Genomic DNA, 26,215 nt, shown 5'->3' on the forward strand with positions numbered 1-26,215 from the left:
GGTGCGTGCGTGTTCGTCTCAGATCGGCAGTTCGGAGCTGCCGCCGGTCGAGCTGCCGAAGTTCTGCAGGTCGTCCAGCGACAGGCGGCGTTCATTGAGCGCCGCCACGATGGCTTGCAACTGCTGCGGATCCGGATGCAGGTAGACGATGCGCTGCTCGAGTTCATTGTCCCAGTACCTGGTGTAGGGGACATCGGTTTCCGCCATCACCCTGGCGTCGAAGCTGCCATCCATCATTTCGCCTACCAGCGTGACCCTGGCCGTGTCCGGCGTCGTGTTCTTGACCGTGATGCCCATGCTCGTCCTTTCGCGTGATCAGTTCGCATGCTGCATTCTGGCCCACGGAGGCGGGCGGATGCAAACGGCTTGCCGTCAGCCGTGCGCACCCGCGCCGCCGCTTCAGCGCGACGCGCCCATGCGCGGGGCGCCGCGGGCGCAGACGGGCGGGCCGTCGAGGAAGGTCCAGCCCCCTGGATAGCCGCCGCTGGCGCGCGCGAGCGCGACTTCGCCCTCGGGGCCGCACAGGGCTGCGTGCGCGGCGCGGCTCGTCGCGCTGAACACGATCTTCACCGGCGCGGCCGGCGAAGGATAGGCCGCCACCACGTCGCCATGCGCGGCGCCGTCTTCTCCGAGCGTACGTTCGATGAAGATCTCGGGCTCCGGTTCGTACCAGCCCGGCAAGGTGGCCAGCACGAAGCGCGCCGCCGGGCTGAACTCGACGTGCGTGTAGCTGCGCGCGTACTTCACCATGCCGGCCTGGGCCAGCAGGATCGCGGCCACCATCCCCAGCGGCCAGCGCGGCAGGCGCTGCAGGTAGACCAGGGCCAGGTAGAACAGCGGCATGCCGCCCCACATCGCATAGCGCATCATGCCGGACGCGCCGGAATTCCAGTTGACCGTGGCCAGCGAGGGAATCGCCATCGCCACGCTGAACAGGATGGCGGCCAGCGCATGCGGCAGCCAGCGCAGGCGCGGCCGGTCGCGCATCGTGGCCAGATGCAGCGCGACCAGCAGCATCGCCACCGGCAGGCCGACGATGGCGCCCTGGTTCAGGTCGAAGAAGAAGGACAGCAGCCGCGCCGGCGTCATCAGCGGCGGATAGGTGGAGAAATGCGCGATCACGCTCGGCATGCCGAACAGCGCCTGGTTGAACAGCACCGGAACGGCCGCCAGCGCCGCCACCAGCACCGATGCCAGCAGCGTGGGCAGGCCGAACATCGTGCGCAGCGCCGCACGCGCGGACAGGCCGTCGTGCGCGTAAAGATAAGCGGCGCGAATGAGCGGTGCGAACAGCGCGAACAGCACCAGCGGCGGATTCTGCATCGCCGCCACGCCGGCCAGCACGGCGCCGGGGAAGGGCCGGCCGGCAAGGGTCAGCAGCAGCGCTGAAAGCAGTGCGCAGGCGCTGAAGAATTCGGGACTCGACCAGTTCGAATACAGCAGCCCCCCGGAGAGCAGAAAGAACACGGTACCGAACATCGCGCGCGGCGCCGAGCCTGTGAAGCGGAACAGGGCCACCGCGAGGATCGCCAGCGCCGCCAGGTTCACCACCTGGAAGGCCTTGAAGGGCTTGCCGCCGACGGCGTCGATCAGCTTGAAGGGCAGGGCGGCCAGGGCCGGATAGGCGAAGAAGTGGATGGCGTAGTAGCCACCGTCGCTGCCGCGGATGAAGCCGGGGAAGGGATGCGGATCGCCGCGCTGCATGCCGCTGCGCAGCTTATCGTGCACGGCCACGAAGCCCGGTTCGGGCGACAGGGCGGCGGAGCGCTCGAGGTCGGCCAGGGTGAAGGCGGGGCTGCCATGGCTGGCGAGGGCGATCGTCATCAAGGCGTATTCCTGGAAGTCGCCGCTCTTCGACGGGCGGGTCAGCAGCAGGGCGGCAAGCGACAACAGGGCGATGAACAAGGCCAGGCGACCGGCGGGACGGGCCGGGAGGAAACGCTGCATGGAGGTGCGCTGCATGGGAATGATGAGGCAGCGCTGCCGGAGGCGGAAGCGGGCCATCTGGCCAGGCCGGGCGCTGCGGGATCCTTGTGACGGTGACGAAAACGGGGCAGATTCTAACTTGCTATCTCTACAATAGGAATGTTTCCGGTATGCTTATCCGGTTTGCGGCGCGGACTGGCGGCACGCGGCATGCTGGAAGCGAGAGCACGTTGCCCGACTGATTCGCTTTCCACGCCCGCGTCATAGCATGTTTCTTCCAAGATCAGCGCCTTTCTGGCATGTACGTTCCATATTTCACTCGACATTAGCATATATAATGTCGAGTGAGTGTGTTCCGGACCATGATCCCAGGAAGAGGCTAGCCTTCCCGGTCTCGGCACGGCCGACGCCTTGCCTCACCACTGCGTCGCCCCTCGAGAGCCGTCTGCCGCTGACATGCCCATCCTATTCGGCGCTGCCCACGTCGCCCCACCAGGCGCGGCACCACGGGCGGTTTCACACCGCCATCCATCAAGATGCGACCATGCACCGGCGAACAGCGGCGAAACGCGACGCTCCCAGCGCGCTAGGCCGGGGCTTGGACGCCAGCAGCGCGCAAGAATCTCGCCCGCCAGGCAAGCACCGCCAGGCACGTGCGAGGCCCGGGCGCCGCTTCGGATCACCCCATGCGCCTGGCCTGCGTGCAGCGGCCGGGTCCGGTGCCGGCCGCAAGTATCGGATAGATTGCGTGCGCCCGCGGCGGGCTACAATCGTGCGTTCTGTTCACGGAGGCCTTCATGCAGTGGAATCGCAGCATATCGTTGTTGTCAGCATGCCTGGTCCTCGCGGGATGCGTGAACTGGTTTCCGAGCGTCGGCGTCGCTTATCGCGGCAACGGCGACGAGCGGATCCTCGCGTTCATGCGCGGGATGTACATGTCCTCGGAAGAAGGCCTTGCCCGATACCTGCGGCGCGAGCTCGAACATGGATTGCAGCCCGGCCAGGGCATCGACGGGGATTATCTGGCGCGGCGTGGCGCCATCTGTGTCGAGGGAGCGCCACAGGTGTGCCGTTTCAACGGCGTCGCCAACGAACACTTCCGCGGCATGCCGAAGGAGAACGCCAGGCGCGCACGGCGCGTCACCACGATCGAGGCGCGTGTCATCCTGGAACAGCCGGTTCGCATCGAGGTCGCCAAGACGTATCGCTATCCGGACGAGGAGTGACCCGGTCGGCACAAATCACGTGCGCATTTCCGCAAGAACAGGGCTTGCGCGCTACGCATCCAGATAACGTATTTAACATAATATAGATTATGCGTACTTTGGCCGGCCAGCCGACATCAGGCTGATCACCGTGCTCAACGACGTGATCATTGCTGTTTTTCCAGGGTCGCACAGGAATCTCCTGCCTGGCCTGGCCTGGCATCAGGCCGCAGGCACCACCGCGGCATCCGGCACCTGCACCAGCGGTGCCGGCTTGGCCAGCGGCCGCTGCGGCGGTCCCATGCGCTGGTTCGCGTTCTCGATGTCCGCGGCGATCAGCCAGCGCCCATCCACCCGGCGCAGCACCAGCACGAACTTGCCGAAGTCCTGCCGCGACTGCGCCGGACCATAGGCTCCCACCATGTAGGCCAGGTCGCCGGACACGCGGTACTCGAGCGCGCGCAACGTGGTCGGCTGCCCGCCACCACCGGCATAGGCGCGGCGGATGCTGTCGGTCCCGCGCGCCGGCGCTTGCCCGCTGGGCAGCGCATAGCCATCCGGCGCGAACAGCGCGGCCAGCCCGGCGGCATCGTTGGCGGCCCAGGCCCGTTCGTAGGCGCGCAGCAGCTGGTCGACGTCGGCAGGCAGCGTGACCGAAGGCAGCTCCTGGGCGATGGCAGGCGCCGCGAATACGGCGGCAATGAACGGTACGGCGAACAGCTTGAGCATGGGACGTCCCCGGCGGTGATGTGGTGAATGCCGCCGATTCTAGCCAAGGCTGACGGCCCCGGCTACGGGAATCGGGTATGCATCGGGAGCGATCGTGCCGACCCACATATAAAGAAATGTCTCTGAGCACAGGTTTTTGGTGCACCGTTTGCCCGGGTGATGCGTTGATGGTCCACCGCGGGAGCAAGCCACCTTATCCATAACTTGGCGAAGCCGGCGTTTTCCTTTATACATACCCAGTTTCCATCCGCCGAGCCCACGACCGCCTGCATGAATGCCCTGCCCCCTTCCCTGCGCTTGACGGCCAGTACCGTCGTCAGCGCTACCTGCGTCGTCGCCCTGCTGTATTTCGGACGTGAAGTGCTCGAGCCGCTCGCGCTGGCCATGATCCTGAGCCTGGTGCTGGCGCCCCTGGTGCGCAGCATGACCCGGGCCGGGCTCGCGCGCATGCCGGCGGTGCTGCTGTCGGTGGCCCTGGTCGCCACCTGCGTGGGCGGGGTCGGCGCGGTGCTGTTCGACCAGCTGGTGACCATTACCCGCGACCTGCCGCAGTACCGGGCCGCGATCAAGACCAAGGTGGCCAAGGTCCGCGAAGTGGTGGAACGCCCGATCACCCGCCTCGAAGCCGAACTGAGCGCCGTGGCGCCGACGCCGGCCACCGAGGCGGCGCGCATCCGGCGCGGCAGCCTGGTGCTCACGCCGAACCAGCCGCTGCCGGTCGAGGTGCGCACCCCGCGTACCATGAAGGACACGCTGGGCCGGGTCATCAACCTGGTCTGGGGCCCGCTCGGCGAGGCCGGCGTGGTGCTGATCCTGCTGGTCTTCATCCTGCTCGAACAGGGGTCGCTGCGCGACCGCCTGGTACGCCTGGCCGGCCAGGCCGAGGTCAGCCGCACCATCCGTACGCTGGGCGACGCAGCCCAGGGCGTGTCGCGCTTCTTCTTCTCGCAGTTCGTCGTGAACAGCGCCTTCGGGCTGGTGATCGGCCTGTCGCTGTGGCTGGCCGGGGTGCCGCACGCGGTGCTGTGGGGCGTGCTGAGCGGGGTGCTGCGCTTCGTGCCCTACCTGGGCGTGCTGCTGGCGGGCGCCATCATCGCCGTGTTCGTGGCCGCGATCGACCCTGGCTGGACGCTGGCGCTTACCTGCATGAGCCTGTTCCTCGCCTTCGAGCTGGTGCTGGCCAACTTCATCGAGCCGAAAGTCTACGGGCACAGCTCCGGCCTGTCGCCGCTGGCGGTGATCGTCTCGGCCCTGTTCTGGGGCGCGCTGTGGGGGCCGGTCGGCCTGCTGCTGTCCACCCCGCTCACCCTGTGCCTGGTCGTGGCCGGACGCCACCTGCGGGCGCTGGCGCCGATCACCATCCTGCTTGGCGACGCGCCCAACATGTCGGACGCCGAGCGCTTCCACCAGCGCGTGCTGGCCGGCGAAGCCGACGAACTGACCAAGGATGCGCGCACCTATGTGCGCCGCTACAGCTTCGCGCGCTATTGCGACCACGTGCTGCTGCCCGGCCTGCGCATGGCGGTATCCGACCTCGGCACCGGGGCCATCGACAAGGCCCAGGAAGCACGGATGCGCGAAGTGATCGCGAACATCGCCGAAACGGTGGCGAGCGCGTCCGACATCGGCGCGCGCGGACGGCGCAAGGCGGTGCCGCTGCTGGACGCGAACATCGGCGCCCATTTGCGCCAGATGCGCGAGGCGCGTTTCGGCCGCTGGCAGGGCTCGCTCGACGTGCCGGTCGGCTCGATCGTGCTGTGCGCCGGCCTGCCGTCCGAGCGCGACGAGTTCCTGACAGAGCTGCTGGTGCGCGCCCTGCGCGAAGGCGACGTCGATGCGCGCAGCCTGGTGATCGGTACCCCGCTGGCGCGTCCCGATACCGGCGCCGAGCTGGTGTCGACCGTGTTCATCACCTATCCGCGCCAGGACAACTTCGAGGCCTGGCGCACCGCCGTGGCCGAACTGCGGGCGGATCTGCCGGAAGCCCTGATGGTGACGGTGCTGCTGCCCTACGACGAGCAACTGCCCAAGCGCGCGCTGGTGGAAGCCTACGTCGACATGATCCTGCGTTCCTTCGAGGAAGGCCTGGCCTTCGTGGCGCCGGACCGCAGCGGCGCGGCGCGCACCGCGGCGCCGCCCGCGGTCGCCGCCGGCGACGCCCTGCGTTAATCACAGGCGCGGGCGCCGCCACAATTTGTTGTTTTCCAGCGCTTGCCGGCTGAGAAATCGCAGGGTTTTCATGGAGTCTTTACGTTTTGCGATGGATCGCACGTAAAATGCTTTCCCATAGGCATGATTCTTTCACTTTGCATCCATAACGGCAGATATGAAATCGGTTCAACAAGAAGTCGACGAGCGCAGTAACCTCATCAGCAACAACAAGTTCGAGCTCCTGCTGTTCCGCCTCGGCGGCGACGAAACGGGCGAGCGCAGCGAACTGTTCGGCATCAATGTGTTCAAGATCCGTGAGATCGTGGCCATGCCCGAGATCACCGCCGTCGCCGGATCGATGCCCCATGTGCTGGGCGTGGTCAACCTGCGCGGCCAGATCATCCAGGTGCTGGACCTGCCGGCCATCGCCGGTGTCAAGCCGAAGACAGGGCTGAACATCATGCTGGTGACCGAATTCGCCCGCACCACCCAGGGCTTTGCCGTGGAGAGCGTGGAAGACATCGTGCGCCTGGACTGGAACCAGGTGATGTCGGCCGAGCGCACCGCCGGCAGCGGGATGGTCACCAGCATCGCGCGCCTGCCGGGCGAGAATGGCGAGCCGGGGCCGCTGGCCCAGGTACTCGACGTCGAAACCATCCTGCGCAACATGAACCCGGAGTCGGGTCCGGAAATCAACCAGCAGACGGTCGGCGCCAAAATCCTGATCAAGCCCGGCTCGGTGGTGCTCGCCGCCGACGATTCGCTGGTGGCGCGCGCACTGATCGAGCAGGGCCTGGAAGCGATGGGCCTGCCCTTCATCATGGCCAAGAGCGGCAAGGAAGCCTGGGACCAGCTCAACAGCATCGCCAACACCGCCGAGGCCGAAGGCAAGACCGTGCACGACAAGGTCGCGCTCGTGCTGACCGACCTCGAGATGCCGGAGATGGATGGTTTCACCCTCACCCGCAACATCAAGAAGAGCGCGCGCTTCGCCGGCATGCCGGTGGTGATCCACTCCTCGCTGTCGGGCACCACCAACGAGGAACACGTCAGGAACGTGCAGGCCGATGCCTACGTCGCCAAGTTCTCGGCCGAAGACTTGGCGGGCACGATCCGCCGCCTGCTTCGCCAGTAATTTGCTTCCCAGTAAGGCCAGGCGCCGCCGCCATACCGTGGATGGCCGGCGCCGGCCGTCCCGGCGCCGGCGCCTGCCGTGGCCGCCCTGTAACACACGCTAACATATTCGATCGCGTCGCTGCCGCCAGCAGATATAATATTGACAACAGGCGGAGCAGCGAGCTGCCTTCCCGACACGCGGGAAACCGGCGCCAGCGCCTTTCCGCAGAGAGCGATCATGCCCCAACGACGACGCGATGACGAGACCGCAGTAACTGCCGAGTACGCCTTTTTCCTGGCGGAGACCCGCGGCCTGCGTTTCGCCCTCGATTACCTCGACAACTGCCGCATTCCACGCGACATCCTGCTGCGCGTCATCGAGCAGCCCGAACGGCGGCGCCGCACCGAACGGCGCCGCTTCCCCAGGAACGACTGAGGTCCGCAGCGGCCGCGCCAGCCGACGCTACGCCGCTCCCGTATCGCCTGCGGCACACAATCACTTCCATCATGTTCAGGCAGTTGACGGTCGTGCCCGACCGTCAGCGCGCTGTACCTTGTTGCGAAAAACTGTTCCGCATCCTGGCGAAATCATCAAATTATGTTCTTTCCGGACAGAAAAATAGTTAGAATCGTGCAATTCTATTTGTAGCGGATAAACATGTGCGCCACGAATCGAGCCACGAGTCGCGCTACAAGTCGCGCTGCGCCCTGCGCCATGCGCGTGCGCTGCACCCGCCCTTCCGACATACACCCTGACCATCTTCCGCGCCCATGACCCTGCCTAGCTCCTCCCCCGCCCCAGCATCCGAACTCGACACGGCGCCTTCCGGCCCGGGTGCACTTGCCATCGTTTTCGTCGATACGGCGGTTGAGGGCTACCAGACCCTGCTGGCCGGGCTGGCGGCTGGTACCGAAATCCACCTGCTGGCAGCCGGAGAGGACGGCCTGACGCGCATGGCCGAGGTCCTGGATGGGCGGAGCAGCATCGACGCGCTCCACCTTATTTCACACGGCAGGCCGGGCGTGCTGTCGCTCGGCACCCTGGCGCTGGACGCCAATACGATGGCGGCGCGTGCCGCCGACCTGGCGCGCATCGGTGCCGCCCTGGCGCCGCAGGCGGACATCCTCCTGTATGGCTGCGATGTCGGCGCGGGAGCCGCCGGCGCCGGTTTCCTGGCGCTGCTGGCGCAGGCTACCGGGGCCGACGTCGCGGCATCCACCGATCCTACCGGGGCGGCTGCCCGCGGCGGCAACTGGACCCTGGAAGCCGCCCATGGCCCAATCGAGACGTCGCCGCTGCTGGACGCGGCCAGCGCCGCCGCCTTCGACGGCCTGCTGGCGCCCTTTCCCAGCGGTGTGCAAACCTTCGACGGCTATAACGAAGTCACCGACCTCATGCAGAACGGTTTCTTCCGCGTGACCGGTGCCATCGGCGGCAACCAGAACTGGAACGTTGCCGGCGACGTGAACGGCGCCTACATCGAGCAATACGACCCGATGGGCACCTTCACCGCCTACATCGAGGTGGCGCTGGTCAATCCCGGCAGCTTCAAGCTGCAGGGGATCAATGTCGGCGACTTCATGGGCAGTCACGTCAACACCAACAACTTTTCCAACATCCGCGTGGAAGGGCTGGCGAATGGACAACGGCAGTACATCACCACCGGCGTGGATAGTCCAAACAAGGAAGCGCAATACGGGATCGTGCTGGGCGCCAGCACGGATCTGCTGATCGATTCCTTCCGTATCTACTTCACCGGGGATGCGGACGATTCAGCCAGCACCCTCAACTTCACCAATTTCACCATCGGCAGCGGGTCGACCGCGCCTGTTTCGAATAATACGGCGCCCACCATCAGCGGCGCGACGCCCAACCAGCCCGTCGCCGATACCGGGACCATCCTGCCGTTCATCGGCATCGTGTTCACCGACCCGGATGCCGGTGCCACCGAGACCGTCACCATCAGGCTCGATTCCGCGGCCAAGGGCGCGTTCACGCCGTCTTCCCTGGCCGCGTCGGGTTTCAGCACCGTCGACGGCGGCCTGACCTACGTCCACGCGCCCGCCTCGCCGTCCGCGATCCAGGCGGCCGTGCGCACCCTGTCCTACCAGCCGGCACAGAACCGCGTGAAGCCCGGCTTGACGGAGACGACCACCTTCACCATCAGCATCAGCGACGGCGTGGCCCCGGCCGCCACCAACAGCGTGACCACCGTCGTGTCGCAGTCGGTGAACGACAACCCGGTGTTCCTCCCGGGCGGCACGGTGTTGTCCCTGGCCCAGAACGCGGCCGCCACCGACATCAAGAGCCTGTTGCGCGTCGCCGACGCCGATCCCGACCAGACCCTGACCTGGACGCAGTCGGCCGCACCCAGCCACGGCAACCTGACGCTGAGCGGCGCCACGGCCACAAGCGGCAGCGGCAGCATCGCGCCCGGAGGCATCCTGACGTACACGCCGCTGGCCGGCTTCGCCGGCAGCGACAGCTTCACGGTACAGGTGAGCGACGCCAGCGGCACCGCCACCCGCACCATCACGGTCAACGTCATGCCGGCCGCGCCAGGCGCGCCCGACCTTGCGCCCGCCAGCGACAGTGGCAACAGCAACACCGACAAGCTCACCAATGCCAGCACCCTGTCCTTCAGCGGCACCAGCGGCGACGCCGACACCAGCAGCACGGTGCGTGTCTTCGTCGACCGGAACGGCAACGGCGTCTACGATGCCGGCATCGACCCGAGCAATACCGCCATGCTCGCGAACGGCAACTGGACGGTCAACGGCATCAACGTCGCCGGCCTGGCCGATGGCGCCTACCGGGCCTACGCCCAGGTGCAGTCGGCCGACGCCACCCAGACCAGCGCCGCCACCGCCGGCGTCAACCTGACCCTCGACCGTAGCGCGCCCACGCTGGCGATCACCAGCAACCAGAGCACCCTCAAGGCCGGCGAAACCGCGACCATCACCTTCACCTTCAGCGAAGACCCGGGCGCGAGCTTCACCTGGGACGGCAGCAGCGGCGACGTTAGCGTGAGTGGCGGCACGCTGAGCGCCATCGCCGGCACCGGCACCACCCGCACCGCCACCTTCACCCCGACCGGCGGCGTCAACAGCGGCAGCGCCAGCATCACCGTCAGCGCCGGAAGCTATGTCGACGCGGCGGGAAATGGGGGCGGCAGCGGCGCCACGCCGGCGCTGAGCTTCGATACGCTGGCGCCCGCGGTGAGCGCGATCACGCGGGTCGGCCCGGCCACCAGCAGCGCCACGACCGCCAGCTACATCGTGACGTTCGACAGCAGCGTGAGCGGCATCACTTTGAACGACTTCCAGCTGACCGGCACCGGTACGGCCTCCGGCACCATCGCTGCGGTCAGCGGAAGCGGAAGCACCTATACCGTCAGCATCGCCGGCATCAGCGGCGACGGCACCCTGCGCCTCGACCTCAAGAGCAGCGGCACCGGCATCATCGACGACGGCGGCAACGCCTCCGGCGGTTTCACCGGCGGCCAGACCATCGTCTTCGACCATACGGCGCCCGCGGTCAGCACCGTGTCGGTGCCGGCGTCCGGCACCTATGGCCTGGGGGACGAACTGGTCTTCACCGTCCACTTCAATGAAGCGGTCGTGGTCGACACCAGCGGCGGCACGCCCGTGATCTACCTGGGCCTCGACACCGGCGGCGTGGTCCAGGCTTCTTATGCCAGCGGTTCGGGCAGCACCGCCCTGCGCTTCAGCTATACCATCGGCGCCGGCAATGCCGACAGCAATGGCGTCGCCCTGGGCACCGGCATCTCGCTCAACGGCGGCACGATCCGCGATGCGGCCGGCAATGCCGCGGCCATGGCGCTCAACGGCGTCGCGTCCACCAGCGGCGTGCTCGTGGCGGCGCTGGCGCCAAGCGTGCTCGCCATCGAGCGGGTGGGCCAGGCGCTCACCAACGCCACCAGCGTCGACTACACCGTCACGTTTTCGCAGAGCGTCACCGGCGTCGACGCGAGCGACTTCACCCTGAGCGGCAGTGGCGCGACCGGCAGCATCGCCGGCGTCAGCGGCTCGGGCAGCACCTACACCGTCACCGTCGCCAACATCAGCGGCAACGGCAGCCTGCGCCTGAACCTGAATTCCGGCGCGACCGGCATTGCCAACGGCAGTGGCCAGGCCCTGTCCGGCGGCTTCACGGACGGCCAGGCCTATACGATCGACCAGAGCGCACCGCTGCTCGCCGGCGCGATCGCGTTTTCCGATACCGCACTCAGGATCGGCGAGACCGCCACCGTCACCATTGTCTTCACCGAAGCGGTCACCGGATTCACCACGGGCGACGTCACGGTGCCCAACGCCTCGCTCACGAACCTGAGTTCGAGCGACGGCGGCCGCACCTGGACCGCCACCCTCACGCCCGCCGCCGGCGCCAGCGCCCAGTCCAATGTGCTGACCCTGAACCATGCCGGCATCGCCGACCTGGCCGGCAACGCCGGCAGCGGCAGCGCCAACAGCGGCAACTACGCCGTCGATACCACGCGACCGAGCCTGGCCGCCGGCATCGCCATCTCGGACACGGCGCTCAGGATCGGCGACACTGCCACCGTGACTTTCACCTTCACCGAGGCCGTGACCGGCTTTACCGTGGCCGACGTGAGCGTGCCGAATGCGACGCTTGGCGGCCTGAGTTCGAGCGACGGCGGCATCACCTGGACTGCCACCCTCACCCCCGTCGCCGGCATCAGCGACGCCACGAACGTTCTGCACCTTGACTACACCGGCATTGCCGACCTCGCAGGCAACGCCGGCAGTGCCATCGTCGCCAGTGGCAACTACAGTGTCGATACCGTGCGTCCTGCCCTGGCTGCCAGCATCGCGATCTCCGATACCAGCCTGACAGTGGGAGAGAGCGCCACCGTCACCTTCACGTTCACCGAGCCGGTAACCGGCTTTACCAGCGCCGACGTGGCCGCGCCCAACGCCACGCTCTCGAACCTGGGCTCGGCCAACGGCGGCCTGACCTGGACCGCGACCCTCACTCCGGCCGCGGGCGTGAGCGCCGCTTCCAATGTCTTGGTCCTGGACTACGCCGGCATCGCCGACCTGGCTGGCAACGCCGGCGCCGGCAGCGTCGCCAGCCCCGGCTATGCTGTCCGGACCACGGTGCCGACGCTGGCCGCGCCGATCGCGCTCTCCGATACCGCACTCAGGATCGGCGACAGCGCCACGGTCAGCTTCGTGTTCACCGAGCCGGTCATCGGGTTTACCGTCGCCGACGTGAGCGTATCGAACGGCACCCTGTCCGGGCTGTCCTCGGGCGACGGCGGCGTCAGCTGGACCGCCACCCTGACGCCCGCCGCCGGCGCCAGCGCTGCCGCCAATGTGCTGCGCCTCGACCTGGGCGGGATCGCCACTCTGTCGGGCAACGTGGGCAGTGGCAGCGTCGACAGCGGCAACTACGCGGTCGACACCGTCCGTCCGGCCCTGGCCGCTGCCATCGCCATCTCCGATACCGCGCTCAAGAGCGGCGACAGCGCCACCGTGAGCTTCACCTTCACCGAAGCGGTGACCGGTTTCACGACGGCGGACGTGACCGTGCCCAACGGCACCCTGACCGGCCTGGCTTCGGCCGATGGCGGCATCACCTGGACCGCCAGCCTCACCCCGGACAGCGGCGTCACGGACGCCACCAACGTCCTCACGCTGGATTACACGGGCCTGACCGACCTCGCCGGCAATCCCGGCAGCGGAATGGCCAGCAGCGCGAACTATGCCGTCGATACCACGGCGCCGCAGCTGGCCGCGCCGATCTCGATCTCGCACACGGCACTGCGGATCGGCGACAGCGCCACCGTCGGCTTCGTCTTCACCAAGGCGGTCAGCGGTTTTACTGTGGACGACGTCAGCGTGCCGGACGGCAGCCTGTCCGACCTGAGCTCAAACGACGGCGGCATCAGCTGGACCGCCACCCTGCATCCCGGCGCCGGCGCCAGCAGCACCGGCAATGTGCTGAGCCTCGACCTGGCCCGCCTCAGCGACCTGGCGGGCAACGCCGGTAGTGGTACCGCCAGCAGCGCCAGCTACGCGGTCGACACCCAGCGCCCGGCGCTCGCCGCCGCGATCGCGCTGTCCAGCACCACGCTGAAAGCCGGCGAGACGGCCACCGTCAGCTTCGTCTTTACCGAAGCGGTCACGGGCTTCACCGAAGCCGACGTCAGCGTCGCGAACGGCAGCCTGGCGAACCTGGGCTCGGCCGATGGCGGCGTCACCTGGAGCGCTACGCTGGTGCCCGCTGCCGGCGCTACCGGCAGCGGCGTCCTCAGCCTGGACCTGGGCGGCCTGGCCGACCTTGCCGGCAAGGCCGGCAGCGGCACCGCCAGCAGCCTCGGCTATTCGGTCGATACCCAGGGCCCGGCCCTGGCCGCGGCGATCACGGTGTCCGACACGGCGCTCAAGGCCGGCGACACGGCCACCGTCCGCTTTGTCTTCACCGAGGCGGTGAGCGGCTTCACCGTGGACGACGTCAGCGTGCCGGACGGCAGCCTGTCCGACCTGAGTTCAAACGACGGCGGCATCACCTGGACCGCCACCCTGCATCCCGGCGCCGGCGCCAGCAGCACCGGCAATGTGCTGAGCCTCGACCTGGCCGGCCTCAGCGACCTGGCGGGCAACGCCGGTAGCGGCACCGCCAGCAGCGCCAGCTACGCGGTCGACACCCAGCGCCCGGCGCTCGCCGCCGCGATCGCGCTGTCCAGCACCACGCTGAAAGCCGGCGAGACGGCCACCGTCAGCTTCGTCTTTACCGAAGCCGTCACGGGCTTCACCGAAGCCGACGTCAGCGTCGCCAACGGCAGCCTGGCGAACCTGGGCTCGGCCGATGGCGGCGTCACCTGGAGCGCTACGCTGGTGCCCGCTGCCGGCGCTACCGGCAGCGGCGTCCTCAGCCTGGTCCTCGGCGGCGTGGGCGACCTCGCGGGCAATGCCGGCCGCGGCACCGCCCGCAGCCTCGGCTATTCGGTCGAGACCCAGGGCCCGGCCCTGGCCGCGGCGATCCCGGTGTCCGACACGGCGCTCAAGGCCGGCGACACGGCCACCGTCCGCTTTGTCTTCACCGAGGCGGTGAGCGGCTTCACCGTGGACGACGTCAGCGTGCCGAACGGCAGCCTGTCCGACCTGGCTTCGCAGGACGGCGGCATCAGCTGGAGCGCGACCCTGGCGCCGGCCGCCGGCGCCAGCAGCGCCGCCAACGTGCTGACGCTCGACCTGGGCGGGATCACCGACCTGGCCGGCAACGTGGGCGCCGGCAGCGCCACCAGCGTCAGCTATGCGGTGGACAACGCGCGGCCGGCCCTGGCCGCGCCCATCCGCTTCTCGCAGAACACGCTCAAGAGCGGCGAGCATACGACCGTGAGCTTCAGCTTCACCGAGGCGGTGAGCGGCTTCACGGCCGAGGACGTGCGCGTGCCGGATGGCACGCTGCTGGGCCTGGCTTCGGCGGATGGTGGCTTTACCTGGACCGCGCTGCTGGTGCCGCATGCCGGCGCCCGCAGCAGCGGCAATGTACTGACCCTCGACTACGCGGGCATCACCGACCTGGCCGGCAACGCGGGCAGCGGCGTGGCCAGCAGCCCGGCATACGCGGTGAATACCATCGGGCCGGCACTCGCCGCGCCGATCGCCATTTCCGACAGCATGCTGACCAGCGGCGAGACGGCGGTCGTCACCATCGTGTTCACCGAAGCCATCACCGGCTTCACGCTCGACCGGCTAAGCGCGCCGAACGCCGTGCTCTCCGGCCTGGCCAGCAGCGACGGCGGCCTGACCTGGACCGTGGCCCTGGCCCCGCTGGCCGGTACCAGCGTGGCCGGCAACACTGTGAGCCTCGACCTGGGCGGCATCCGCAACCTGGCCGGCAACGCCGGCAGCGGCACCGCCGTCGGCGCCAGCTACACCGTCGACACGCAGGCGCCAACCGCCACCGTGAGCATCTCGGACACCGCGCTGGCGGCAGGCGACAACGCGCAGGTGACCATCGCCTTCAGCGAGCCGGTAAGCGGCTTCGACCCGGCGGCCGTGCAGGCCACGGGCGGCAGCCTCGGCGCGTTTTCCAGCACCGACGGCGGACGCACCTGGAGCGCGGTGTTCACCCCAACCGCGCAGACCAGCGCACCCGTCAACCACATCAGCCTCGACCTCGCCGGCGTGCGCGACATGGCCGGCAATGGCGGCGCCGGCAGCGTGGCCTCGCAGGCCTTCGCGGTCAATACCATCACCACGCCGCAGGTGGAGCCGCCGGTCACCGGCACCGTGGACGGCGTCCCGGTCACCCTCCAGACCGGAACGGTCGATCCCGCCACCGGCCTGCCCGGCAAGGTCATCACGGTTCCGATCGTGACGCCGGCCCGCGCCGACGATCCGGCATCCCCGCATGGCGGCCTGGCCGACATTCCGCTCGGCCTGATCAGCGCATCCGGGCCGCGCACCGATCTGCTGCTCAGCCTTCCGGTCGGGACCGGCATGCGCGCCGAGGGGCCGTCGGGCCTGCTCGACAATGGACAGGCGCTGGTCGACCTGATCCGCCGCATCGAGCAGCATGCCGGCGCCGACGCCGGCGCCCGCCAGGACCTGGCCGGGCAAGGCCGCGATTTCCTGTCCAGCCTGGCGCCCGACACCCTGCTGCAGTCCAGCACCCTGGTGCTCTCGGCAGCGCCAGGCACGGGCACGCCGCCGGACATCCTGCTCAGCAGCGGTGCGCGCGGCGCTCCTGGCCCGGGCCAGACCGCGATCGGCCTGGTGGTGGACGCCACCGGACTGCCGGCCGGCGCCACGCTGCAATTGAATCACGTGGACTTCGCGGCGATCATCGGCGCGGTCACCCTGCGTGGCGGCGAGGGCCGCAACCACGTGGTGGGCGACGGCGCCAGCCAGAACATCTTCCTGGGCGCCGAAGACGACATCCTGCTCGGCGGCGGCGGCAACGACATCATCAGCAGCGCCGGCGGCAACGACGTGCTGGACGGCGGGGACGGCGACGACATCGTGGTCGGCGGCATCGGCAACGACCGTCTTGCGGGCGGCGCCGGCGACGACGTCCTGCAGGGCGGGCGCAGCAGCGTGGGCGGCTGGCAGTTCTTCCTGGACGAGGCTGGTGTCCTGCAGGCGCGCCACGAGACGGCGCTGTTCGTGCCAGGCCAGGACGAGCGCCTGGCGCTGGGCGAACTGGACGGCGCGGCAAAGGGACTGTCCTTCCTCGCCGCCGACAAGGCGGCGCTGTCGGGCCTGTCGCTGCTGTACCACGCGGCCTTCGGCCGCGCCCCCGACCTGGAAGGCCTGGCCTACTGGGCCGGCACCGACCTGGGCACCGTGGCCGGGCAGCTGCTGCAGTCCACCGAATGGAGGGATGGCGCCGGCGCCGGGCTGTCCGATGCCGCCTTCGTCCAGGCGCTGTACCAGAACGCCTTCGGCCGCCCGGCCGACAGCGGCGGGCTGGCGTTCTGGACCGCGCAGCTGGCGGGCGCCGCGGGCACGCCGGCACTGGGCCGGGCCGAGCTGCTGCAAGCCCTGGCCCAGAGCCTGGAACACCGCCAGGCCTGGCATACCGCGGACGGCTACCTGATCGGCCTTGGGCGCGTCGGCCGCGAGCACGGCTGGATCGCCGGCAGCGGCGACGACCGGCTCGAGGGCGGCGCCGGCAGCGACCTGCTGGTCGGCGGCGACGGCATCGATACCGCCGTCTACGCCGGCAGCATGCGCGACTACCGCTTCATGATCGATCGCGCAGGCCAGCTGAAGGTGGCCAGCGCCGCCGGCAACGATGTCGACCAGTTGTCCGGCATCGAACTGGCCGAGTTCAGCGACGGCATCATCGACCTCGGTTTCCTCCAGGGCAACTCCGCCCAGATGGCGCAGCTGACCCGGCTGGGCTTGTTGTACCAGGCGCTGTTCGACCGCGCCGGCGACCTGGCCGGCCTGCAATGGTGGATGGGACGCGGCGACGACGGCGCCCAGCTGGTGCGCGACTTCACCGGCACGGCGGAGTTCAAGGCGCGCTACGCGGGCACGGACGACGCCGCCTTCGTCAAGGCGCTGTTCGACAATGCAGGCCTGGACGCGGCGGCTGCGGGCGGCACGGCCTACTGGGAGGCCTACCTGGCCACCCACGACCGTGCCGAGCTGATCGGCAACTGGCTGCAGAACGGCGAGGTCGCGAACGCCCAGTTCGCCGGCCAGGGCCTGTGGCTGTTCTGATGTGATCCTGGCATGGCCGGGGTGGCGCAACAACGCGCCCCGGCCGTGCGCGCGAAGGCGAATGACTTCGGGCCGCCATCTGGCTATAATCTCGCCCTTCGCACCCAGGATTTCGCCATGTCACTGCTTGACCACCAGCTTGAATTGCTGTCGCCCGCCAAGACCGCCGAGATCGGTCGCGAGGCCATCCTCCATGGCGCCGACGCGGTGTACATCGGCGGCCCCGCCTTCGGCGCGCGCCACAATGCCAGCAATCCACTGGAAGACATCGCCGACCTGACCGCCTTTGCCCACCGCTACCGCGCGCGCATCTTCGTGACCATGAACACGATCATGCACGACAGCGAACTGGAACTGGCGCGCCAGCAGATCTGGCAGCTGTACGAAGCCGGCGTCGATGCCCTGATCATCCAGGACATGGGCCTGCTTGAAATGGACCTGCCGCCGATCCAGCTGCACGCCAGCACCCAGTGCGATATCCGCACCGTCGAAAAGGCGAAATTCCTGGGCGAGGTGGGCTTTTCGCAGCTGGTGCTGGCGCGCGAGCTCACCGTCGAGCAGATCCGTAGAATCAAGGCGGAAGTGGACACCCCGCTCGAGTATTTCGTGCATGGCGCCCTGTGCGTGGCGTTCTCTGGCCAGTGCTATATTTCGCACGCCGACACCGGCCGCAGCGCCAACCGCGGCGACTGCTCGCAGGCCTGCCGCCTGCCTTACACCCTGAGCGACGGCCAGGGCCGTGTGGTAGCCTACGAAAAGCACCTGCTGTCGATGAAGGACAACGACCAGAGCCGCAACCTGGAAGCCCTGGTCGATGCCGGCATCCGCTCGTTCAAGATCGAGGGCCGCTACAAGGACATGGGCTACGTGAAGAACATCACGGCCCACTACCGCCTGCTGCTGGACGAACTGCTCGAGCGCCGTCCGGAATTCGCGCGCGCCTCCAGCGGCAACACCCGCGTGCTATTCACCCCCGACGTGGACAAGAACTTCCACCGCGGCCATACCGATTATTTCGCACTCGGCCGCCAGGACGACATCGGCGCCTTCGATTCGCCCAAGTACATCGGCGTCGAGCTGGGCACGGTGACCCGCATCGGCCCGGACTTCATCGAGCTGGCCACCAACGCGCCGATGGCCAATGGCGACGGCCTGAACTACATGAACAAGCGCGAGACGGTCGGCATCCAGGCGAATACGGCGCACAAGCTGGGCGAGGACGAGGACGGCCAGCGCTGGCGCGTGTTCCCGAACGAGGTGGTCAAGAGCCTGGCCGGCCTGAAGGTCGGCACCATCGTGCACCGCAACCGTGACCACCAGTGGGAATCGGCGCTGACCAAGAAATCCTCGGAACGCAAGGTGCGCGCCGACCTGCTGCTGGCCGACGTGCCGGACGGCCTGGTGCTGACCATCCGCGACGAGGACGGCATCGAGACCGTGACGAGCGCCGCGATCGCCCTGCAGCAGGCCCAGCAGGCGGCGCAGGCGGAAGCCTCGCTGCGCACCAATATCGCCAAGCTCGGCAACACGATGTTCGAGGCCGGCACGGTCGAGCTGCAACTGTCGCAGCCCTGGTTCGTGGCATCGAGCGCCATCAACGCCCTGCGCCGCGACGCCGTCGCCGCCCACGAGCTTGCCCGCCTGGCCGCCTGGGCGCGTCCGCAGCGCAAGGCAGCCAGCGTACCGCCGGCCGTGTATCCGGAACAGCACCTGAGCTACCTGGCCAACGTCTACAACGAACAGGCGCGCGCCTTCTACCACAAGCACGGTGTGCAGCTGATCGATGCGGCCTACGAGGCGCACGAGGAAGCGGGCGAAGTGTCCTTGATGATCACCAAGCACTGCCTGCGCTTCTCCTTCAACCTGTGCCCGAAGCAGGCCAAGGGCGTGCAAGGTGTGCAGGGCCAGGTGCGGGCCGAGCCCATGACCCTGGTCAGCGGCAACGAGCGCTACACCCTGCGCTTCGACTGCAAGCCCTGCGAGATGCACGTGGTGGGTGCAATGAAGGACAACATCCTGAAGCAGCCGCCGCCTTCGGCCGTGCCCTACAGCCCGCTGGTCTTCCACAAGCAGCGTCCGCGGGCCTGATTTGACCAGCTGGTAAAAAAACAAGGCCACCGACTTGCGCGGTGGCGTTTTGCTGCCTGCGGGGTGCGCCGGGCGGTTTCAGTCCACTGTGGCGCCGCTCTGCTTCACGACTTTCGACCAGCGCGCGTGTTCGGCCTGCACGAACTTCGCGAAGTTCTCGGGCGTGTCGCCCACGAAATCGGAACCGGTATCGGCCAGCACCTTCTGGAACTCGGGTCCCTTCATCACCTTGATCGCCTCGGCATTGATCTTCGCCAGCACCGGCTTGGGTGTCTTGGCCGGAGCAAAGAAGCCGTACCAGGCATAGGATTCGATCTGCGGCAGGCCGGCCTCGGCGAAGGTCGGCACATCCGGCAGCAACGGCGAGCGCTTGGCGCTCGAGATGGCGATCGGCTTCACCTTCCCGCTCTTAATGTGGGGCATGATCGCGATGGTGCTGTCGAACATCATCGGGATATGCCCGCCCAGCAGGTCGGAGATGGCCGGCGCCGAACCCTTGTAGGGCACGTGGGTCATTTCCAGCTTCGTGACGCTGGCAAACAGTTCGCTGGTCAGGTGCTGTGGCGTACCGTTGCCCGAGGAACCATAGGAAAACTGGCCTTTCTTCGCCTGGATATGGGCCATCAGCTCCTTCAGGTTCCTGGCCGGCACCGACGGGTGGGCCACCAGTACCAGCGGCACGCGCAGCAGGTTCGTCACCGGCGCCAGGTCCTTGAGCGGATCGAAGCTCATGTTGCGGTACAGGCTGGGATTGATGACGATCGGCGCGCTCGACGTGATCAGCAGGGTGTAGCCGTCCGGCTTGGCGCGGGTGACGGCGGCGGTCCCGATGTTGCCGCCGCCACCGGCCCGGTTGTCGATCACGAAGGACTGGCCCAGGGCCTGGGTCAGTCCCTTGGCAAGGGGGCGCGCCGCGATGTCGGATGGGCCGCCGGGGGGCCACGGCACCACCACCGTGACAGTCGAGGCCGGCCAGTTCTGCGCCTGCGCGCTGAACGAAACGACCGATGCGGAAAGGGCGCATGCCAGGGCGCAGGCAAGGTGTGTCGCGGTGCCGAAGAGTGCTCGCATAGTCTCCATCCTTTGTTAGAAAATTGACATGGACGGACAGTGTAGCGCATTCGGTGCACTGCCCGGCCTGTTCTCCTAGCCGAACAGCTTGTTCGCGGTGCGGGCGATCAGCTCGCCCTGGTGGCGTGCACCGCCCAGTTCGAGCTGGCTGGGCTGGCGCTCGCCCTGGCCGCCGGCGATGGTCGAGGCGCCATACGGACTGCAGCCGGTGATCTCGTCGAGCGTCATCTGACCGGCATAGCTGTACGGCAGCCCGACCACGGTCATGCCGAAGTGCAGCAGATTCGTGATGATCGAGAACAGGGTCGTTTCCTGCCCGCCGTGCTGGGTCGCGGTCGAGGTGAAGGCGCCACCCACCTTGCCGTTGAGCGCACCGCGCGCCCACAGGCCGCCGGTCTGGTCGAGGAAGGCCGCCATTTGCGACGGCATGCGGCCGTAGCGGGTAGGCGCGCCGATGATGATGGCGTCGTAGTCGGGCAGCTCGTCCACGGTGGCGATCGGCGCCACCTGCTGCAGCTTGAAATGGGCTTTGCTGGCGATCTCTTCCGGCACCGTTTCCGGCACGCGCTTCAGGTCCACCGTCGCGCCGGTGGAACGCGCCCCTTCGGCCACAGCATTGGCCATCTGCTCGATATGGCCATAGGTCGAGTAATACAGCACCAGTACTTTCGACATGCCCGCCTCCTGTCAGTCAATGGCAAGATCCCATTGTGCTGCAAATACGGCGCAGGCGGCACGCGCCTGGCGCGGCGCGGGGACCGCCTAGATCCAGTAGATGAACGCCGCCAGCGCCAGCACCAGGCCGACGCGGACCAGGTTGTAGACGCTGCGGTTCCAGGCCTTGACGCGGCGCCGGTACTGGCCCATGTAGAAGGAAATGCGGAACAGCTTGCTCACCAGGCCGACCTGGTCGCCGCTCTCGTTGGGCGAGGCGGCGGCGGTCATCAGGGTGCGGCCCAGCCAGCGGTTGACCGCCCCCATCCAGCGGTAGCGCATCGGCCGCTCAACGTCGCAGAACAGGATCACCCGGTCGCTCTCGCTGCCATTGATGGCCCAGTGAATATAGGTCTCGTCAAAGACCACGCCCTGCCCGTCGCGCCAGCTATGGCGTTCACCATCGACCTCGATGAAGCAGCGGTCGTCGTTCGGCGTGGCCAGGCCCAGGTGGTAGCGCATCGAGCCGGCGAAGGGATCGCGGTGCGGGTTCAGCTTGCCGCCCGGCGGCAGTTCGGCGAACATGGCCGCCTTCACCGAGGGAATCGACTGCAGCAGCGCATGGGTCTGCGGACACAGGCGCGCGGCCGATGGATGGCTGGCGTCGTACCACTTCAGGTAGAAGCGCTTCCAGCCATTCTTGAAGAAGGAGTTGAAGCCGGCGTCGTCGTTCTGCTCGGCGGCCTTGATCTTCTTCAGGGCCAGCAGTTGCTCGGCTTCGGCGCGGATGATGGGCCAGTTCTCCTGCAGGCGCGCCAGTTCCGGAAATTCGCTCACCGGGATGAAGGGCGTGCTCGGCACCCGGGAAAACTTGTGCATGAAGATGTTGATCGGCGCCATGAACGACGAATGATCGAACAGCTGGCGCCGGAACGGCAGACGGACCCGGCCGCGGAAGTGGATATGCAGGATCGACAGGATATAGAACCCGACCACGAACCACTTCATTGCATCCTCCGCCAACCTGGCTTGCCCGATAAGGGACGCAGGATACCATAAGGACCGGCCGGCCGTTGCCGGCGGGTCGCCATTCCGTGGGGCGCGATTGTGCCGGCAAAACCAGGGCCTTGCCGGCAGGGTGATCCGGCGCGCGGCCGGATTCAGGGAAACTCAGTGCTGGACCGAGGTGATCGCATACCCTTTTTCGCCGATCTGGCCGGCCACGTTGCGGATGTCGTAGTCGTCCAGCTGGTCGGCATCGTCGGCCACTTCGATGGCGCGGACCTCGATCTCCCAGTCGGTGTTGGTGGCTTCTTCGGGGATGTTGCGTGCTTCGGGTACTGCCAGGTAGGACAGCTTTCCGTTGGTTTCTGCTCTACGGTAAATATCCAGGCGCATAGTCGTTTCCTCAAAGTCAAAGCCCGCTTTCCCAATGAAAGCCGGCAATTCCACAGTAGAAGATCCAGGCACTGTCGTCTGTTAACTGGGCCACGCAGCCATGCGCCCGGCGCAGGCCGCGCCGCCGCTCAGCGGCCGGGAGAGGCCCCGAGGATCCGGGCCGGCAGCATCACGATGGCGCGCAGCAGTTCGAACACGGCGTCGACGCCGATGCCGAGCAGCCGGAACGGCAGCAGCAGCAGCCAGACCAGCGGATACAGCACCAGGGCCAGCAGCGCGATCGGCCAGCACAGGAACAGCAGTAGCAACCATAGCAGGAAACCCAACATTGTTCTCGCTCCTTTGAATGCCGTCACAACCGCTGCGGGTTGACGGCGCAGGGATACTATAGTTCCCTGTTGCGCAGCAGACAATCCATCTGCGACGGATGGGGCAAATGGCAGGGCGAACGGAGGAAATGCGCGCCTGGATGGCACGGCTGGATAGCGCCGGGATGCAGGCGCGCGGCGGGGCCGCCGCTGCGCCTGCTCCGGCTAGTGAAGGGGCTGGCGGGAGGGGCCGGCCTTGCCGGCCCGGGAGATCAGGCGAACGCGGCCAGCTGTTCGTGGACGCGCTGGTTGACGACCTGGGCCCGCAGCGAGGCCTGCAGCGACGGAATCGAGCCGCCGGCGCGGTACTGGAAGGCGATGTGCAGCAGGTCGCCCGCCTCCACCTTCAGCGGCTGGGCCAGCGGCAGGGTCATGTAATGGTTCAGCCAGTCGATCGTGGTGGCGCGCTCCTGCAGCACGGCCAGCACGTTCTTGGTGATGAAGCGCATCGCGTTCAGGGTACCGCTGCGTTCGGCCACGATTCCGCCTTCCCAGGAGAACACGCTGTCCACCTGCTGGCTGAAGTCGATCAGGCTGTACACGGCCGGCTGTCCCAGCTCGACGGTACCCGGATAGACGACGCCGGTTTCCTGGAACTGGACGATGGGCGCGTAAAAGCCCTCGAAATCGTATTCCTGTTCGATCGGCTGGGCCGCCATGATCACCGCTTCCGGCATGAACACCGGCAGCGGGCCGCCGAATTTCGCCAGGTAGCGGCGCTTGAAGGATTCGATCACCTCGACCTGCTTTTCACGCAACATGCCGACATGGATCATCTCGCAGATCACCACGTCCACCGGTTCCGGCGGCAGGTAGTCGAAAGCGTCGGCATGGATCACCTCGACCTTGTGGCCGTTCGGATTCATCGCCAGGAACTTGCGCGCCTCGCGCACCATGTCGGGGTTGAACTCCACGCAGTACACCTTGGCGGCCTGCTGGGCCGCGAAGAAGGACAGCACGCCGGTGCCGCCGCCCAGTTCCAGCACCTTGGCGCCGGGGCGCACGGCGTAGTGGATTGCCGACTTGAAGCTGTGCATCCGGTTCTGGTCCATCAGCATGTTGTGATGGTAGTGCACTGGAATGAACTGCCCCAGGTAGCAGCTTTCGATTTCGCGTTCGTTCAGCATGGTAAGTCCTTGTCCTTCAGGGTCGTTGTACCGTGAAGACATTATGGCCAAGGATGCATGCCGCCCATGCGTGGAGCTGCGGGGTGTTTACCGCCCAGTTTTGAACGAACGTGGAAAATTCAGCGCCCGGACGCTGGAACGGCGGCGGAAATGGCGGCGGCGATGTCGGTGTGGCCGGCCCGGTCGGCGATCCGGGCCGCGCTCAAGCCCTCGGTGTTGCGCAACCCCGGACTGGCGCCGGCTTCCAGCAGCAGGCGCACCATGCCCGGCTGGCCCTCGCGCGCCGCCATCATCAGCGGCGTATATGCACCGCTAGCGCGCGGCGACAGGGCGTCGAGCCTGGCCCGGCGCGCGATCAGGAGGCGCGCGATATCCTCGCTGCCGCTGGCCGCGGCATAGTGCAGCGGCGTCCAGCCCTCGCGGTCGGCCTTCGCGCCCCTGGCGAGCAGGGCTTCGGCGGCGCGCCGGTTGCCCTTGTAGGCCGCCATCATCAGTGCGGTGTTGCCGTTCATGGCCTGGGCTTCGAGGTCGATGCCGGGCAGGCGCAGCAGCGCCTCGAACACCCGCATCGACCCTTCGCGCACGGCCAGCACCAGGGCCGGCTCGCCGCCCAGCGGATTGACGGTGTTCGGATCGACCTCGGCGCCGGCCAGCTCGCGCACCTCATCGACATTGTCGAGCTGTACCGCGCGGAAGAAACTGGCCACCTGGGCGGGCGTTGCCGCGGCGGCCAGTCCGGCCTGCGATGCGGCTGCCGCCAGGCAGGCGAGGAAAATGGCGCGGCGCAGGATCGTCATGGTCTCACGCCCGGGCAGTCTGGAACAGGTGGAAGAAATTCGCACTGGTGCGCTCCGCGACCTCGCGCAGCGACACGCCTTTCAGGTTGGCGATGAACTCGCCCACGTGGGCGACATAGCCGGGTTCGTTCATCTTGCCGCGGAAGGGCACCGGCGCCAGGTAGGGCGAGTCGGTCTCGATCAGCATGCGCTCGAGCGGCACGGCCTTGGCCACTTCCTGCAATTCCCTGGCGCTCTTGAAGGTGACGATGCCGGAGAAAGAAATATAGAAACCCTGCTCCATGGCGGCCTGCGCGACCTCGAGCGATTCGGTGAAGCAATGCATCACGCCAGCCACGCCGCCGGCGTCAAGGCCGGCGCCCTCTTCCCGCATGATGCGGATGGTATCGGCAGACGCGGAACGGGTGTGGATGATCAAGGGCTTGCGCGTCTCGCGCGAGGCGCGGATGTGGGTGCGGAAGCGCTCGCGCTGCCATTCGAGGTCGCCTTCCAGGCGATAGTAGTCGAGGCCGGTCTCGCCGATGGCGACGACCTTCGGATGGTCCGCCAGCGCAACCAGCTGCTGCACGCTTGGCTCGGGGGTGTCTTCGTAGTCGGGGTGCACGCCGACCGAGGCGAAGATGTGCGGGTGCTGCTCGGCAAGGGCCAGCACCTGCGGGAAGTCCGGCAGGTCGACCGACACGCACAGCGCGTGGGTCACCTTGTTCTCGGCCATCCTGGCCAGGATCTCGGGCATCCGGGCCGCCAGTTCCGGAAAATTGATGTGGCAGTGGGAATCGATGAACATGGCGGTATTGTACGCGAGGCCACGGCGCGGCTCAGGCCACCCGCTTGCCAAGGATGACCAGGTCGCGCTCGATCCCGTCCAGGTTCGCCACGCGCGGGAAATGCGCCCACTTCTCGAAGCCGTACTTGCCGAACAGCGCCAGGCTGCGCGCGTTGTGGCCGAAGATGAAGCCCAGCAGGGTATGCACGGCCACCTGCGGCGCATGGGCGATCGCCAGTTCCAGGCAATAGCGTCCCAGGCCACGGCCGCGCGCGCTTTCCGCGATATAGATCGAGACCTCGGCCGTGCCCGCGTAGGCCGGGCGGCCATAGAAATTCGAGTAGGACAGCCAGCCCAGCACTTCCGGCTGGGCGCGCCCGTCCTCGGCGGCGTGGATCACCCACAAGGGCCGGCGCTCCGGCGTGTGATCGGCGAACCATTGCTCGCGCGATGCGACCGTGATCGGCTCGGTGTCGGCCGTGACTTCGCGCGAAGCGACGGTGGAGTTGTAGATGTCGACGATGACGGGCAGATCGTCACGGGTGGCGAGGCGGTGGACGTAGGACGGCATGGAAGGGAGAGAAGCGGAAAC

Annotated in this window: 18 protein-coding genes; 6 read left to right on the forward strand and 12 right to left on the reverse strand. The window is 67.6% G+C overall.

Annotation, left to right across the window (positions count from 1 at the left end; translation table 11 throughout):
- Positions 1–18: 18 nt before the first annotated feature.
- The gene (locus tag LCI23_RS08275) at positions 19–297 is read right to left on the reverse strand and encodes a hypothetical protein (RefSeq protein ID WP_224945977.1); all 279 of its coding nucleotides are present in this window, start codon (positions 295–297) and stop codon (positions 19–21) included.
- 102 nt (positions 298–399) lie between these two features.
- Positions 400–1,947: a hypothetical protein gene (locus tag LCI23_RS08280; protein WP_224945978.1), complete on the reverse strand. Its 1,548-nt coding sequence runs from the start codon at positions 1,945–1,947 to the stop codon at positions 400–402.
- Between the two features lie 776 nt (positions 1,948–2,723).
- On the opposite strand from LCI23_RS08280, the gene LCI23_RS08285 reads away from it, so the two are divergent.
- Complete coding sequence (locus LCI23_RS08285; protein WP_224945979.1) at positions 2,724–3,152, forward strand: hypothetical protein; 429 nt, start codon at positions 2,724–2,726, stop codon at positions 3,150–3,152.
- A 201-nt stretch (positions 3,153–3,353) separates the two neighbouring features.
- Here the strand turns inward: LCI23_RS08285 and LCI23_RS08290 are convergent, their stop codons facing one another.
- Complete coding sequence (locus LCI23_RS08290; protein ID WP_224945980.1) at positions 3,354–3,860, reverse strand: SgcJ/EcaC family oxidoreductase; 507 nt, start codon at positions 3,858–3,860, stop codon at positions 3,354–3,356.
- 270 nt (positions 3,861–4,130) lie between these two features.
- Between LCI23_RS08290 and LCI23_RS08295 the strand changes: the two genes are divergently transcribed.
- The 5 genes from LCI23_RS08295 (at position 4,131) to LCI23_RS08315 (ending at position 19,442) form a co-directional block, all read left to right on the forward strand.
- Complete coding sequence (locus LCI23_RS08295; RefSeq protein ID WP_224945981.1) at positions 4,131–6,029, forward strand: AI-2E family transporter; 1,899 nt, start codon at positions 4,131–4,133, stop codon at positions 6,027–6,029.
- 157 nt (positions 6,030–6,186) lie between these two features.
- A complete protein-coding gene (locus tag LCI23_RS08300; protein WP_224945982.1) occupies positions 6,187–7,146 on the forward strand; it encodes a chemotaxis protein in 960 nt (319 codons plus the stop codon).
- Between the two features lie 219 nt (positions 7,147–7,365).
- Positions 7,366–7,563 carry a hypothetical protein gene (locus tag LCI23_RS08305; RefSeq protein ID WP_224945983.1) on the forward strand — a complete coding sequence of 66 codons (198 nt, stop codon included), beginning with the start codon at positions 7,366–7,368 and terminating at the stop codon, positions 7,561–7,563.
- A gap of 335 nt (positions 7,564–7,898) precedes the next feature.
- Positions 7,899–17,354: an Ig-like domain-containing protein gene (locus tag LCI23_RS08310; RefSeq protein WP_224945984.1), complete on the forward strand. Its 9,456-nt coding sequence runs from the start codon at positions 7,899–7,901 to the stop codon at positions 17,352–17,354.
- Between the two features lie 117 nt (positions 17,355–17,471).
- Positions 17,472–19,442: a U32 family peptidase gene (locus tag LCI23_RS08315; RefSeq protein WP_224945985.1), complete on the forward strand. Its 1,971-nt coding sequence runs from the start codon at positions 17,472–17,474 to the stop codon at positions 19,440–19,442.
- A gap of 78 nt (positions 19,443–19,520) precedes the next feature.
- Here LCI23_RS08315 and LCI23_RS08320 read toward each other — a convergent pair whose 3' ends face one another.
- From LCI23_RS08320 to LCI23_RS08360, 9 genes are all read right to left on the reverse strand, one after another.
- Positions 19,521–20,513 carry a tripartite tricarboxylate transporter substrate binding protein gene (locus LCI23_RS08320; RefSeq protein WP_224945986.1) on the reverse strand — a complete coding sequence of 331 codons (993 nt, stop codon included), beginning with the start codon at positions 20,511–20,513 and terminating at the stop codon, positions 19,521–19,523.
- A gap of 75 nt (positions 20,514–20,588) precedes the next feature.
- Complete coding sequence (wrbA, locus tag LCI23_RS08325; protein WP_224945987.1) at positions 20,589–21,188, reverse strand: NAD(P)H:quinone oxidoreductase; 600 nt, start codon at positions 21,186–21,188, stop codon at positions 20,589–20,591.
- 87 nt (positions 21,189–21,275) lie between these two features.
- Positions 21,276–22,175: a lipid A hydroxylase LpxO gene (gene lpxO / locus LCI23_RS08330; protein WP_224945988.1), complete on the reverse strand. Its 900-nt coding sequence runs from the start codon at positions 22,173–22,175 to the stop codon at positions 21,276–21,278.
- A 162-nt stretch (positions 22,176–22,337) separates the two neighbouring features.
- Positions 22,338–22,565, reverse strand: coding sequence for a DUF6139 family protein (locus LCI23_RS08335; RefSeq protein WP_224945989.1), 228 nt, complete (start codon positions 22,563–22,565; stop codon positions 22,338–22,340).
- 128 nt (positions 22,566–22,693) lie between these two features.
- A complete protein-coding gene (locus tag LCI23_RS08340) occupies positions 22,694–22,894 on the reverse strand; it encodes a hypothetical protein (RefSeq protein ID WP_224945990.1) in 201 nt (66 codons plus the stop codon).
- Positions 22,895–23,145: 251 nt separating this feature from the next.
- Complete coding sequence (locus tag LCI23_RS08345) at positions 23,146–24,060, reverse strand: methyltransferase domain-containing protein (RefSeq protein WP_224945991.1); 915 nt, start codon at positions 24,058–24,060, stop codon at positions 23,146–23,148.
- A 119-nt stretch (positions 24,061–24,179) separates the two neighbouring features.
- Positions 24,180–24,857, reverse strand: coding sequence for an ankyrin repeat domain-containing protein (locus tag LCI23_RS08350; protein WP_224945992.1), 678 nt, complete (start codon positions 24,855–24,857; stop codon positions 24,180–24,182).
- 4 nt (positions 24,858–24,861) lie between these two features.
- A complete protein-coding gene (locus LCI23_RS08355; RefSeq protein ID WP_224945993.1) occupies positions 24,862–25,644 on the reverse strand; it encodes a TatD family hydrolase in 783 nt (260 codons plus the stop codon).
- 31 nt (positions 25,645–25,675) lie between these two features.
- Complete coding sequence (locus LCI23_RS08360; protein WP_224945994.1) at positions 25,676–26,194, reverse strand: GNAT family N-acetyltransferase; 519 nt, start codon at positions 26,192–26,194, stop codon at positions 25,676–25,678.
- Positions 26,195–26,215: the final 21 nt, after the last annotated feature.

The organism is Massilia sp. MS-15 (assembly GCF_020176695.1).
GTDB lineage: Bacteria > Pseudomonadota > Gammaproteobacteria > Burkholderiales > Burkholderiaceae_D > Telluria > Telluria hydrophila.